Genomic DNA, 15,563 nt, shown 5'->3' with positions numbered 1-15,563 from the left:
TCCAATACCGACGGCAGGTCGTGTTTATTGGAAGAGAGGGGAGTTCGCTTAAGAGGAAGGATGAGAGTAGTTGCGAACAGGATCACTCAAGTGGATTTCTTTAATATTGATTGGACTTCTGATCTGGCTGCCGATGCAGTCTATTGCCGTATATGCGCAAGCATTGACCGAGGAGGAGCTGGGCGAGGTTGCCGGAAGTGAAGTGCTGCTAGATGATTTAGAGCTGAATGGCGCTGCGCTTAACTCGGAAGCGTCGGCCTATGGTACTGTCGAAAAGGTGGGGGTCGAGGGACAGACATTCACAAAAGCACTTCGTTTCACGACGAGCACGCAACCGCAAGGCACTTATCTGTTCCAATATGTGCTGCCGATTGAGGGGCAGATTGAGAAGGATGACGTGCTGCTAGCTTCTTTCTATGCGAGGACGATCAGCTCAACGCATGAGACGGCCGAGGGACAGCTGGCAGTCGTTTTGGAGAAGACACAAACCTGGGATAAGTCGATTAACGAAACGATTGCGATTCCTTCGCAGTGGAAAAAATTTCTGATTCCAATCAAAGCTGCACTGCTCATGCCTGTCGGTGAGTTTCCTGCTAATAATGCGCAATTAACGCTGCGCCTTGGCTTTAAGCCGCAGGTCGTTGAAATCGCTGACCTTCAATTAATCAATTATATGAAAGCGATTACATTTGATCAGCTGCCGAGTACGCCCGTCACGTACGAGGGGATGGAGGATGACGCGCCTTGGCGTGCGGAAGCGAACGAGCGTATTGAGCAAAATCGCAAGGGAGACTTCGCGATTACGGTAAAAGATAAAGAGGGACGCCCGGTTGAAGGGGCGGATATTCATTTGAAGATGAGGAACCACGAGTTTAAGTTCGGCACAGCGGTGAACAGCCAGCTTGCGCTCGGTACGGACGCCGTTTCGGAAATGTACCGGACAAAGCTGAAGGAGAACTTCAATTCGGTCGTCATGGAGAACGATATGAAGTGGTCGTGGTGGGAAGGTAACCGAGCCAGAACGGTGCAGTTGTACAATTGGCTTGGGGAGAACGGGTTTGCCGTTCGAGGGCATGCTCTGCTATGGGACGGAGCGAGCCGGATGCCGGCCGACATCGGCGGGCTACTGAACGACCGCGAAGCGATCGATAAGCGGATTAAGAATCATTTTCACGAATTGGCCGGTTATTTCCGGGGGCGTCTATTCGACTGGGACGTGCTTAACGAGCCCGTGCTCAACAAGTTGATTCGCGGGCACTATGGCGACGAGATCGCCGCAAATTGGTTCAAGATTGCCAAGGAAGCTGATCCGAATGCCAAGCTATACGTGAATGAAACGCAAATCTTGGGCGTTGATGCTCCGGTTATCAGCAACCTTTCCAATATTCTACAGACGTTGAAGGACAACAATGCGCCGGTCGATGGCATCGGTATTCAGGCACACTTCGGAAGTACGCCGGTAGCGCCGATGGACTTCTATGATCAGTTGACGCACTTCACCAATTATGCGGATGAAATCGCGATTACAGAATTCGATATGAATTCGCCGCGCCAAGACCTACAGGCGATGTTCACGAGAGATATCCTGATTGCGACCTTTAGCCACCCGAACGTGCAGTCGTTCACAATGTGGGGGTTCTGGGACGGCGCGCATTGGCAGAACAATGCTCCGCTATTCCGCAGCGATTGGAGCTTGAAGCCATCCGGTGAGGAGTGGCGCAAGCTCGTCTATGAAGCCTGGTGGACGGATAGCCGAGGAAGAACCGACGAAGGCGGGGTCTACAAGGAACGCGGCTTCTATGGCGATTACGACATTATCGTCGACTACAACGGTGTCAGCGAAGTAGTAGAGCGGTCGCTGTACAAGAACAGCGACAACCATGTGGCGATCGTGCTTGGCCAAAAGGAAGAAACGCCAGAAGCGTTCGTACCTCTGCCTATACCTGATCAAAATGCGGAAATAACACCGCCAGTATGGCCCTACGGCAGCGTGTTTGGCGCATCCGCAGCTTCAGCGACAGCCGTGACGCTAACTTGGCTGGATGCTTATGACAATACAGCAGTGAAAGGCTACCACATCTATCAAAACGGCAGCTTGCTCCACGAAGTGGATGCAACGATTACGAGCTTTGATATGACGGGCTTGGCGCCTGGAACGAAATACACGTACGAGGTGGAGGCGGTAGATGCGCAGGGTAACCGTTCACTTATGAGCGAGCCCATTGCAGTCACGACAACATCGGAAGATGTCGCCGATGCTACGGCGCCAGGCTGGAAGAAAGGCTCTTTCCTAACGGTGACCGAGCTCGGCATGGATGGAGCTGGATTGAGCTGGCCAGCCGGCGTCGATAATGGCATCGTTGGCGGTTACCGTATTTATGTGAACGGGAAAATTCGGAATGACACGACAGAACGAAGCTATGCGCTGACCAATTTATTGGCAGGTACGTTGTATACAGTGCGCGTGGAAGCGAAAGACAGTGACGGCAATCTATCGCTTGGCGGACCGATCGTGACGTTCAAAACATTGGGTGCTGAAGATCAGACTGCTCCTGTATGGGCAGAGTCTAGCTTGAGGGCAACGGGAGTCGAGGGTGACCGCGTAACGGTGAATTGGAGCGGTGCTTTGGATCCCGGCGGCATAAGCGCATATCGGTTGTTCGAGGGGGACAAAGAGATGATTACGCTGCCGTCATCAGTCGAGTCCTACCGCATTAGCGGATTAACTGATAATCGTACGTATACGTTCAAAGTGGAGGCTGCCGATCAAGCAGGTAATTGGTCAACAACGGGACCTAAGGCAACGGTGAGCACGACTGCATCGCAAGATACCACTGCCCCAGTGTGGCCGAAGTCGAGAATGCTACAGTACAGCTCGGTAACGGATCGATCTATCCGTTTGAATTGGACGGCTGCGACGGACAACAACGCAATCACCGCTTATCGAATCTATCAGGACGATACGATGCTTGTGGAAGTAGACGGAAATACGCTTCAATATAACGCGTTAGATCTGGAGGACGGCCTAACTTACACGTTCCGGGTCGAAGCGGGTGACGCGAAAGATAACTGGACATCGGCAGGTCCTGCGGTCACGGTTCATACATCCTCTGGCATCGTTCGCAATGGTACGGCGCTGCATCCGAGCGACGATGTCTTCATTCAAGCGCCGGCTGTGTTCGGGGGAGACGGAACGACGAACAATATCGCCTATCTGAGGTATAAGAATGCGGCAGGCGCTTCGGGTACAGAGCAGAACAAAAATACGGGCAACAACCGAAGAGCTTATTTGAAATTCCCGCTCGATACCGTAACGGGCAGCGTGTATGAAGCGACATTGAATTTGTACGTCTACGCGGTACAAACGCCGAATTTGGATATCGGCTTGCAGCTGTATGAAGCGGGAGACAGTTGGTCCGAGACTTCTATGAATTGGAAGAACAAGCCAGCTGACGGCAGCTTGCTAGGCAGCAAGACCGTGCGAAATGCTGGCTATTGGGTGTCGATTCCGGTAACGGATTACGTACGTTCGGAACTGAATGGCGATGGCATTGTCAGCTTCAAGCTAACAGATGACAGCTGGCTCGATCAGAACGTCGATGTTTATTCCAAGGAAGCGACAGGGGCGAACGCTGCCTTTAGGCCTTATCTGTCTATAGGTACGGATGAGATTCCAAAGGATGTTCATGCTCCGGATTGGGGCTCATCTACTCTGATCGTGAGTGATAAGAAGCCCAATATGCTCAAGCTTGCTTGGCCGGCAGCAGCGGATGACACTGGCGTGAACGGTTACCGCATCTATCGCGATGGCGAAGCGATCGATACGGTAGCAGCAGACGTATTGAGCTACGCGGTCACTGGGTTAACGGCAGCAACCACTTACACGTTTAAGATAGAAGCGCTGGATGCGGCTCAGGAAACGACGACAGGACCTGAACTGCAAGCAACAACTGCAGCAGCCGACACGGCGGCGCCGACTTGGCCCGAAGGATCTGTTGTCAAAGCATCCGATTTAAAGCGCTCAGCAGTTAAGCTAGAGTGGACACCAGCCGAGGATCAATACGGCATTGCTGTTTATGCCATCTACAAAGGTAACGTGAAGATTGCTGAAGTTGCTGGAGACATTCACGCGTTTACCGTAACCGGTCTGCTGCCTGGCACAGCATATACGCTCAGCGTGAGAGCGATAGATGCATCAGGGAATGAAGCGAGCGGTCCATTCATTCCGGTCATGACACTAGCCGCCGACGATAAAGCCCCGGCATGGTCAGAGGGAAGCGTGCTTGAGGAAATGCTCGTAACGACGTCTGGCGTATGGCTCCATTGGCCGGATGCGGTGGATGACACGAACGTAACGAAGTATCGCATTTATAAGGACGGTGCTGTTATCGGTGAAGTGGGTGCGGAGATTGGAAGCTATTTTGCGGCAGGATTACACAGCGATACGCCGTATACCTTTCATATCGTCGCAGTCGATGACGCAGGAAATCTCTCTGAGCCGCTTGCCTCTAAGCATGTGAGGACACTGCAGATGGATACGATTACGCCGCAATGGCCGACCGGCTCACGAATCCGTGCGACGGTTGAAGCAAACAAGATTGTTCTCACTTGGGACGCTGCGGTAGACAATATTAGTATGAAGCACTACCAGCTTTATCGAAACGGCGAGCCTATCGCCTTGGTTGATGGCGCCGTAGCTAGATATGTGGATGAGACAGGGCAACCAGATGCCGTCTATAAAGTAGAAGCGGTCGATCTTGTCGGCAACTGGACCGTATTTGGGCCGAGTACGACAGATCCCGAGGTTTCAGTACCACAAGACACGATGCCCCCTCGCTGGCCGCTTGGCAGCAAGCTGTCGACAGATCGCGTGAGCCAGACATCCATCCAGTTAATCTGGGATGCTGCGGTCGATCAGATCGGCGTAACGGGCTATAAGTTGTTCATTGACGGCATCGAAGCGGCAACGACTTCCGAATTAACCTGGACGGCTGCCGATCTAAAACCGGGTACGGAATACGACTTTAAAGTAGAAGCTGTTGATGAAGCAGGTAATTGGTCCGCCAACGGACCAATGCTCCATACACGGACGGACACAGCAGGGAACCCAACTCAACCGCCTGTAAAGGTAACCGAGAAGCCCGTCATAGAGGTTATCGATGGCGAGGTTAGCATTCACTTTCCCAATTCGCATGCTACGGCCGGCGACGGGGCGTTAGTCTTGTCGCTTGACGGGACGAACATTGACGATGCTTTCGCCAAGGCGACAGCGAGCGAGACGGGCAAGAACAAGATTAGGATTAAGCTGCCTCGTGCGGCAGGCGCGACCTCTTATGGCTTGCAGATACCGTCTGCTTACTTGACGGGCAGCGGCAGCAAATGGATAGAGCTGTCCACTGAGTGGGGGACATTGATGCTTCCTGATCATATGCTTGCCAATAATAAAGCAGCGAAATCGTCGCAATTCGTTACCGTCACTATCGCACAGGCTTTATTGCCTGCAGGAACGGAGCTGGAAGGTAAAGCTCGGCTCGTATTGGATTTGTCGGTGTCAACGAAAGAAACTAAGCTGCATTACAACAATAAGGAAGCGCCGGTCGAGGTTAGCTTTCCTTACAGCGCCGCAGACGGAGAACGGCAGCAAGCACATCGTCTGAGTATCTGGCATGTCGGCGATGCTGGGGAGGCACAAGGGGTGCCATCCGGCCGTTATGTGGATACAACGGGAGAGATGCGCTTCACAACGGACCACTTTAGCACATACGCCATTGTGTATAACGACAAAGCTTTTGATGACCTTGCTACCGTGCCATGGGCGCGCGAAGCTATCGAAGCCCTTGCGGCAAGAGGCATTGTTAACGGCATGTCCGAGGTGGCGTTCAACCCTGGCGCTCCGGTGACGCGAGCTGACTTCCTGAAGCTTCTACTTCAGACGCTAGGTTTGACTGCCGGTGTGTCGACCTCTTCCTTCGGAGACGTTGAAGAGACCGATTACTTCTACGAGGCGGTGGAAACGGCACATGTGCTTGGCATTGCCAGCGGCAAGGCAGACGGCCTTTTCCACCCGAGAGCTGCGATAACCCGCCAAGAGATGTTCGCGCTGATTGCTAGGGCGCTGCCGCTTGCGGGCAAGCCGCTGCCAAAAGCATCTTCAGAGAAGCTCATATCGTTCAAGGATCGCAGTACGATCGCTCCTTACGCGGAAGCAGCTATTGCTTCAATGGTGCAGGAAGGACTCGTACAGGGCAGCGCCTCGAAGCTGAACCCAACGAGCCATTCCACTCGTGCCGAAGCTGCTGTAATGATGTACAAATTGTTAGGCTACAAATTTGATTAAATGCTCATTTGGCCGTGGCGAACGCTGTCGTTCTCCGCGGTCTACTCTTGTGAAATGGTGATAGAATCATTAGAGTAGGGTAGAATCCCATTTGTTATGGCCTGGAGGATACGACATTGTTGAAACCTATCATCAAGCATATGAAAAGATCGCTGAAGTGGAAGCTGGTCGCGTTAATTGTCACAATCCTTGTCTTTACCGTTTCTGCTATCGGCTATTTCAGTTATGCCCAGACGCTGCATTCCGTCAGCAAAGATATCGATAAACTGACGAATCAAGTGCTTATACAAGCGAATATGAACTTGAACCGTTTCTATACGGAATACGAAATGATCTTTCTGCTGCTTGGAAGCAGCTTGGAATATCGGGAATGGCTTCATGCTTCGAATAATACGGAGCTTTCCTCCGATCTTGTTCGTTATTATGAGCGGATTAAGGTCAATTATTTGAATCGCGTTTTTTTGCAGTATCCAGAGCTGATGTCTGTCACAATGTACAATCCGAACGGGCAGGAGCAAACCTTCGCCAACGGCTACGTGCTTTCGCTCGATTACAGCGTGCGGGACGAGCCGTTCCTTGCCGATTCGGGCAACTACGACAAGGTGGAATTTATTCCGCGGATCGCGGACTATTATTTGGATTACGGCAACCGCAAGACGGATAAGCCGGTGCTTACACTTTTCAAAAAATTCAATAACGGCTATGTCAAAATGGACATCTCACTTACGCCCTCACAAAATGTAATGGACGAAATCAGCATCGCTGATTCGAGCGAAGCCGCCGTCATAACTGAGGACGGGACGGTCATTCACCATTCCAATCCCGGGAATGTGATGAAAAGAACGGATGAACGAATCGTTGGTCTGCTGGCAGGCAAAAGCGAAGGCTCGATCAATGACCGCGCAAGAGAGGAGCTTATCGTATTCCAGTCGATCGAACGGACCCATTGGAAAATTTTTGCCGTTATCCCTTACGAAAAAATTGCCGGAAGCATTGATTATGTTCGAAATATGACGATATTTATATCAGTCACGGCGTTAATTATAGCGGTTGTGCTTACGTATTGGGCTGCCTCCTCCATCGTGAAGCGAATTGCCAAGCTCAGGCAGGCGATGGTTATGACGCAAATCAAAAACGATTTCAAGTTCCGCGCGCAAATCGACGGGCATGATGAGGTGACGGATCTAAGCTTATCGTTCAATAACCTGCTCGGCCATTTGGAGCAATCGGTGAGCGATCTTGCCGAGACGCGCGTCCAGCAGCATAAGGCGGTCGTATCTGCGCTGCAATCCCAAATTAACTCGCACTTTCTATACAATACGCTGGAATCGATCAATTCGATGGCGGTAATCTACAGGCAGCCTGATATCGGCAACGTGGCGGTCGCGCTGTCCCATATGCTCAGGTATACATCGGACTACAAGGAATGGGAGGTCAGCTTGGCGGACGAGGTTCGTTATACGGAGCAATATTTGGCGATTATGAAAATCCGTTACGGTGACGATCTGTCGTATACGATCGATATTCCGAAGGAGATTAGGCATGTTTGCTGCTCCAAGGCACTCCTCCAGCCAATCGTGGAGAACAGTATTAAGCATACGCGGGAGACAACAGCCGAGTCAGTCGATATTCATATTTCAGCGGCAATCGTTAACGCATCAACGCTTATTCTTTCCGTGCGCGACAACGGCAAAGGGTTCTCAGCAGACGTCTTGTCGAGGCTAAGAGGTGAACTAGCAAGCGATCACCGACATCCTCGTTATGACTATACGGGCATCGGCATTTCGAATTTAATCTACCGTTTGCATACGTTTTATGCAGGCGATGCACAAATCATGTTTGACAACGATAAAGGCACGGGCGGAGCCGTCGTGGAAGTCAGGTTGCCCATGCGAACGAAAAGAAGGGAGTGGGAGATATGAATCGAATCGTAATCGTCGATGACGAGGAGCTCATCCGAAGGAGCTTGTCGATCAGGCTTTCCGAAATGGAAGGCGTTGCCGTGTCTGCAGCGATGGCGAATGGACAGAGGGCGCTCGACTGGATGGCAGGACATTTTGCCGATATATGCATTACCGATGTTCGAATGCCTCTCGTTGACGGCCTTCAACTCATAGAAGAGGTCAACCACAAATATCCCTGGATGACTTGCATCGTTATTTCCAGCTATGACGACTTCGAATATGCCAAGCGAAGCCTTCAATTAGGAGCTGTCGATTATATGTTGAAGCCGATAGATTCGGACGTATTAACCAAGGTTGTAGGCAAGGCGTGTGCGAGAATTCGGACACAGCGGCGTTATGAAGCAAATCAGCTCCTGCTGCGCAAGCTTCCAAGCTACAAGGCGCTGCTCGAACAATGGGTCGAGATGATCACGTCGGTTTACTTACACGGTCAGCCGCTTCTGATCGTCGATACGCTGGCTGCGCTGGAGCTGTGGCTCGAAGGAAGGCTTGAAATATGGAACGAGCTGACAATGGCGTGGGTGCAGCTTGTCATCGAGGAGCTGAAGAAGCGGGATATCGAGGTTCAATACGAGGAGGGTGAAGACACCGGACTTGGTGAAGTAACTTTGGCTTTGTCACGGGTGCGACCATACTTCCGGTTATGCGCGGTCAGACGGCTCGAGGAGGCGGCGAATGTTCTAATGGAAGGTGCAAGGAGAAGCAAAAACCTGCAGAAGCAAAGCGCGGTCGATCAAGTCAAACGCTATATCGAGGAGTATTATGCCCAGAAGTGGGGGCTGCAGGACGTGGCTGACCATGTCGCAATGAGCCGATCGCATCTAGCCATACTTTTCAAAGAAGAAACGGGCATGACGATCTGGACGTATTGCATCAGCGTTCGAATGCGCAAGGCGAGAGACTTTCTGCTCACGACGTCGCTGCGCAGCTATGAGATTGCCAACCGGGTTGGCTACGAGAACAGCGTGCACTTCTCTAGAATATTCAAGGAGTATCACGGCATTAATCCGATGGAATACAAGAACAGGCTAAATAACGATTGATCGTAGCTAGCTTTTCAAGATTTATTTCGTACATTCAATCAAATGGACTGTCCGATTCTTCGGATGGTCTTTTTTGTCCATTAGAAATGGGTATACGAGGCGATTGTGCTTTTTGCAGCCGGTAAATTTGTATATCAATGCGATTCCAGCCTATAGTGTTTTTTTAAAAATACAAAGGAAAATATTAGTTGGTATATTGACATGTTGACATATTGATTATAATATACTATTTGTAAGCGCTTAACACGAGGGTTTACCCAATGTGCTGAAGATCATCATTAGGAGGGATTGTTTTCGAATGAATCTATCTATTACCGATATGAAAAAGAGTGACACCTTGGTTTTAGCTCTAGAAGAGTGGCCTGAAATCGTTAAGTTTTATAAGAACTGCTTTTACAATACGCTAGAGACCACAACGGAATGGCTTGAGGATGGAACTACTTTTGTTTTTACGGGTGATATACCAGCCATGTGGCTGCGTGATTCCTCTGCTCAGGTTCGACATTACATTCCGCTGGCTGCATCAGACAACCACTATCAGAACATGATAGAGGGACTTATAAAAAGGCAGATGCAATACATCCAAATTGATCCTTATGCAAACGCATTCAATAAAGGGCCGGATAACAGCGGACATACTGGAGATGTAACCGAAGGGAATCCCTGGGTATGGGAAAGGAAATATGAAATCGACTCCCTATGTTATCCGATACAGCTCGCTTATCTGTACTGGAAGGCAACAAAAAGAACGGAAATGTTTGATGGCGCCTTTAAAGAAGCGGTTAACAAAATTATTGCGCTCTGGTCTGCAGAACAGAAACATGCTGAACAATCGAGCTACAGCTTCCAAAGGTTTAATTGTCCAGAGTCGGATACGTTAAGCAACGATGGAAAAGGAAGTCCAGTTGGATACACAGGCATGACATGGTCGGGATTCAGGCCGAGTGACGATTCCTGCAAGTACCATTACCTCATTCCCGCGAATATGTTCGCAGTTGTTGTTCTGAGATACGTGGAAGAGATCGCCCAAGACATATACGGAGACGAAGCGTTGAAACTCGCTGCAAAAAAGCTAGGCGGCGAAATCGATGCTGGCATAAAAGCTTTTGGCACCTATAAACACGAAACGTTTGGCGAAATGTACGCCTATGAAACAGATGGTCTAGGGAATTACAACCTAATGGATGATGCTAATGTGCCTAGCTTGTTGTCGATTCCTTATCTTGGATATTCAAGCAAAGAGGATATTGTCTATCAGAACACAAGAAGATTTATTTTGAGTGAAGAGAATCCGTATTATTTTGCAGGAAAAGCAGCTAAAGGAATTGGAAGCCCTCATACCCCCACGAATTACATATGGCATATAAGCCTTGTCATGCAAGCACTTACTTCAGACAACGACGCGGAAATACAAGAACTCCTAAAAACGATAATCAGATCAGACGGCGGAACGGGTTTTATGCATGAGGGTTTTCACGCAGACAATCCTAATGAATTCACGAGACCGTGGTTTGCATGGGCTAACAGCTTACTCGGTGAACTTATTTATAAGCTCGTAGAAGAAAAGAAACAGCATCTCTTTGAATCGGTTTGACCTTCATTTGTGTTCGTGCGGGACTGACATTGTTGCTGGCAGGACCCGTATAACAAATAAAAGCTTTGAAAGGGGCAGAAAAATGAAACAAAAGAGAATGTTTTTGTTAGTCGTATGCGTCCTGATTATTTCCATCTTTGCGAGCGCTTGCACAAGTAATAATGGCGGAGGTAAAAACAAGGAGAACGCTGAAGCTACAAACAAGGTAGAAGAGGCAGGAAACACAACTTCACCAAGCCCGGAAGCAACAGCAGATGACGGTGCTCCTCCTGTGAAAGATCTAGGCGGCTATAAATTCATCGTTGCGGATAACAATGCCAACAGATGGTTTCCGCAAGAAGGAAGCTCTGATCTTGCCAATGCCGTTATTGACAGAATCAAGTGGGTAGAAGAAACATACAACGTGAAAATTGAAGTTAGAAAACATTCCGAGGAAGAGTTTGGCGCGGCGGTATTGGCAGGCGACAAATATGCTGATATCATCGTTGCTCCTACCTGGGAGCTGGGAAGACATATTAACGGCAAGCGTATTGTGGACATGAATACGATTCCTAACCTTCGATTAGATCAGGACTATTGGAAAGAATACAACACTTCATTCTTACTTACTTATGACAATAGAACGTATGGAACAGCAGCGCCATTCGCTAACCAAGGCGATGAAGTATGGGTTCTGGCATTCAATAAAAGCATTATTGATGAGCTTGGGCTCGAAGATCCTTATGAGCTTGTGAAAAACAAACAATGGACGTTCCAGAAAATGCTCGAAATGGAGCAAGCGGCAAAACGAGATTTAAATGGTGATGGCGTAATGGACAATAATGACCGTTATGGACTTGCAACAGGACATGACTGGGATATTTCTGTCGCGTTATATCTAGCATCAGGCAACAAAATCATTGATATTGCTAGTGATGGCAGCATGAAGTATGCGGTGAATACGCCAAAAGCATACGAGACGATTGAAATGATTAAGAAGTTGGCAAAAAAAGGAGATACGTTCTTCCCTAAAAAAGATGGCGAGGATATGGACGCCTATGTGAAGGCTTTTGCAGAAGGGAAATCGCTGTTTTTAGCTTATTCCAGAGGCCGTGGCGTTATTGATCCGATTTATGAAATGGAAAGTGATTTTGGCTTCATCCCCTTGCCGATGGGCAACAATACGGACGATTACCGCACTTGGGTAAGTCATGACGCACCTTCGATTGCTGTTCCGGTTACGAACAAAGAGCTTGATAAAACGGGATTGATTTTGGAAGCGCTAGCATGGAAAGCGCAAAGCGAAGAGAAAATTTGGATGGATGAAGTGGCTTTAACGCAACTTCGTGATGAGCAATCGCTTGAGACGCTATTGCAATTGAAAAATTACGGTGTTTCGGATATGGCGTTTATCGGTCAGCAAATGCAAGGTAACGTCCACAGCGGCTTGTCTCTAATTCCTGATGTCGGCTTCTACGATCAGAACCTTGAACCTGCGTCCAAGGTAGCGGAAATCGAGGATGCTGTAAATATTGGTCTTGAGGAGCTTGCTCTAAGGCTGAAGGGTGAATTCGTCGAGCCTGAACCTAAGCCTGAGGAAAAGAAAAAGGCAGAATAGCAGCATCACTAAATAGATAAAGGGGCTATATGACAGATGTCGATTGACGCCAGCGCTGCGGCCCCTTTTCTTTTTTTTTGAAAAAAGATGCAGTTTTCCCTTTTGTATGCTGAAGACAATGAATCTCTGTCCATTTGGAGGAAACAAATATGACGGTGCGAGTTGAACGTGTATGAACAATAAAATAGCGAAACGATTAGTGGCAGCAATTGCATTATGTTTGTTGGTGATTATATGGCCACACGCGGCCTTCGCAAGCAAGGATGATAACTTAATTAAGCTGCAAAGCTACCGCGCCTATCTCGAGCAACATGCCGATAAAAAAGCTGGAAAAGCAGATATTGCGATTATGGCGAATACGTATTCGAATGCTGAGGGAGACTTGAAAACCCTCGATAATTTTGAAGGAATGGAAGGTAAATCTGTTCTGACGGGTGAAAGCGGGAAGATCGAATGGGAAATAAACGTTCCAGAGAGCGGGATGTACAATATCGAATTGCTTTATTACCCGATAGATGGAAAAGGCAATTCAATTGAAAGAATGATATCGATTGACGGTAAAGTTCCATATAACGAAGCGAAATACATAAATTTATCTCGGGTTTGGAAGGACAAGAGTGCGATCACTCAGGACAAAAAGGGAAATGACATTAGGCCGAAACAGACGGAAGCGCCTAGATGGAGAACGGTGCTATTACAGGATTTACTTGGCTATTATAACGATCCATTAATGTTTTATTTGGAAAAAGGCAAGCATACCATTGGATTCGAATCGGTGAGGGAATCAGTGGTTTTAAATACCGTCCGTATTTATAAAGCGGAGGAGCTTCAAACCTATGATGAGGTAAAAGCGGGTTATGAAGCGAAAGGCTACAAGGAAGCGGACGCTAAAACGATTAAGGTTCAAGCAGAAAATAGCTATGAGAAATCGGATAATACGCTGTACCCCGTTTCAGATCGGTCATCGGCTATTACGGAACCGCAGGATCCATCCAAGCTCCGCTTGAACAGCATAGGCGGCGATAAATGGAAAATGCCAGGACAGTGGATCAGCTACCGGTTCACGGTAGAGGAAGCTGGCTTATACAAGATTGCGACTAGATTCAAGCAAAACAAATTAGCCGGCATGTATGTCAACCGTAAAATTTTGCTGGATGGGGCCGTACCGTTTCAAGAAGCGAAAGCTGTGAAATTTAAGTACGGAAACAATTGGCAAGTAAAAGCTTTTGGGGATGACGATCAGCCATTTTCTTTTTACCTTGAACCGGGTGAGCATGAGCTTGCGATGGAAGTCACGCTCGGAGATTTGGCAGACGTGCTGAACAGGGTCGATGATAGCTTGTTTAAACTGAATGCCGTATATCGGCAAATTCTTATGATAACCGGTGCTGAGCCGGATTTGTATCGTGATTACGGTTTTGAAAAATTAATACCGGAAGCGATAGCTGCAATGAAGAAGCATGCTGCGATACTTAGAGAGGTATCGGCTGATATGGAGGCGCTGGTCGGTCAAAAAGGCGAAAACATGGTTCTGCTTGATAAAGTCGCCTTCCAGCTGGAGCAAATGGTTAAAAATCCGGAAGCTAATATTGCGAAGACGTTCACACCGTTTAAGGAAAATGTGGGCGCGCTTGGAACTTGGATTTTGACTGTAGGCGAGCAGCCTTTAACGGTAGATTATTTTAGCGTAATGCCTGTATCCAAGAAGCTGCCAAAGGCAGATGCATCCTTTTTCAAAAAAATGATTTTTGAAACGAAGTCTTTTTCGATGTCCTTCTTTGTGGATTACAATGCCTTGAATACGGAAGGCGAGACAAAAGGAGAGCCGCTGGAAGTATGGCTGACGTCCGGACGGGATCAATCGCAAATCATCAGAGAAATGATTAATGATACGTTTACGCCGGAATCTAACATTAACGTAAAGCTAAAGCTGGTAACGGAAGGAACGCTTTTGCCATCGGTTTTGGCAGGTACGGGTCCGGATGTTGCGATGGGAAATCTGGCAGCCGATCCGATCCAATATGCACTAAGAAACGCAGTGGAGAACATCAAAGACATGCCGAACTATGGAGACATTGCCTCCAGATTCCATCCCAGTGCACTAGTTCCCTTTGAATTAGATGGGAAAGCGTACGCTTTGCCAGAAACGCAATCGTTCCCTATGATGTTTTACCGAAAAGATATTTTGCATGATATGGGGCTTAAGGCTCCCGAGACGTGGGATGAATTTTATCGATTGATACCTGAGATACAGAAACAAAATATGCAAATCGGTTTTCCGGCGGATATTACGGGATTGCAAATCTTTTTGTATCAAAAAAATGGCGAGCTGTACAACAAGGAACGAAGCCGCTCGACGCTGGAAGAGGATTTGACCATCGAGGCTTTCCAGAAGCAGACGGAGCTGTTTACGACCTATAAGTTTCCGAGGGACTATGATTTCAGCAACCGCTTTCGGACGGGTGAAATGCCGATCGGCATCGCAGATTTTACGACATATAACCAATTAATCGCGTTTGCTCCTGAAATAAAAGGGCTGTGGGAGTTTGCTCCGCTTCCGGGAACTGTTATGGAGGACGGACAGTTGAATCGGGCGACGCCTGCTACGGGAACAGCGATCATGATGCTTAAGGGCGCTAAGAAGAAAGACGACGCGTGGCGCTTTATGGAGTGGTGGACGAGTGCGGAGACGCAGTCCAGATTCGGAATGGAAATGGAGGCTATCCTCGGCAAGGCAGCCAAACAAGCGACCGCAAATATGGAGGCGCTTGCAAATATGCCTTGGACAAAAACCGAGTATGACCATTTGATGACGCAGTGGTCATTTGCTACAGGTACGCCGGAGGTTCCGGGAGGCTACTATGTGACTCGCAACATCGGATTCGCCGCCGCTGCAGCTTATAACAATGGTGATCCTGAATCTCTTCTGGACTATGTGAAAGAAGTTAATAATGAAATAACGCGAAAAAGGCGGGAGTTCAAATTGGAATGATCATGCCTTGCCACTTTACTGATTCAGGAGGACCCC

At 48.5% G+C, this 15,563-nt stretch carries 6 protein-coding genes; all 6 read left to right on the top strand.

What is annotated here, in order from left to right; genetic code table 11:
* Positions 1-70: 70 nt before the first annotated feature.
* The 6 genes from A7975_RS07660 (at position 71) to A7975_RS07635 (ending at position 15,527) form a co-directional block, all read left to right on the top strand.
* Entirely contained in the window at positions 71-6,337 is a 6,267-nt protein-coding gene (locus tag A7975_RS07660; protein WP_141680219.1) for a fibronectin type III domain-containing protein, read from the top strand.
* A gap of 116 nt (positions 6,338-6,453) precedes the next feature.
* Positions 6,454-8,259 (top strand): sensor histidine kinase, encoded by a 1,806-nt coding sequence (locus A7975_RS07655; RefSeq protein ID WP_065384692.1) that lies wholly within the window; start codon positions 6,454-6,456, stop codon positions 8,257-8,259.
* Entirely contained in the window at positions 8,256-9,344 is a 1,089-nt protein-coding gene (locus A7975_RS07650; protein WP_065384691.1) for a response regulator transcription factor, read from the top strand. Before A7975_RS07655 ends, A7975_RS07650 begins: the two co-directional genes overlap by 4 nt.
* A gap of 298 nt (positions 9,345-9,642) precedes the next feature.
* Positions 9,643-10,938 (top strand): glycoside hydrolase family 125 protein, encoded by a 1,296-nt coding sequence (locus tag A7975_RS07645; RefSeq protein ID WP_065384690.1) that lies wholly within the window; start codon positions 9,643-9,645, stop codon positions 10,936-10,938.
* A gap of 82 nt (positions 10,939-11,020) precedes the next feature.
* A complete protein-coding gene (locus A7975_RS07640; protein WP_065384689.1) occupies positions 11,021-12,535 on the top strand; it encodes an ABC transporter substrate-binding protein in 1,515 nt (504 codons plus the stop codon).
* A gap of 172 nt (positions 12,536-12,707) precedes the next feature.
* Entirely contained in the window at positions 12,708-15,527 is a 2,820-nt protein-coding gene (locus tag A7975_RS07635) for an extracellular solute-binding protein (RefSeq protein ID WP_065384688.1), read from the top strand.
* Positions 15,528-15,563 lie beyond the last annotated feature (36 nt).

This window comes from Bacillus sp. FJAT-26390 (assembly GCF_001682865.1).
Lineage (GTDB): Bacteria > Bacillota > Bacilli > Paenibacillales > Paenibacillaceae > Pristimantibacillus.
This window is presented reverse-complemented; position numbering and strand designations above follow the sequence as displayed.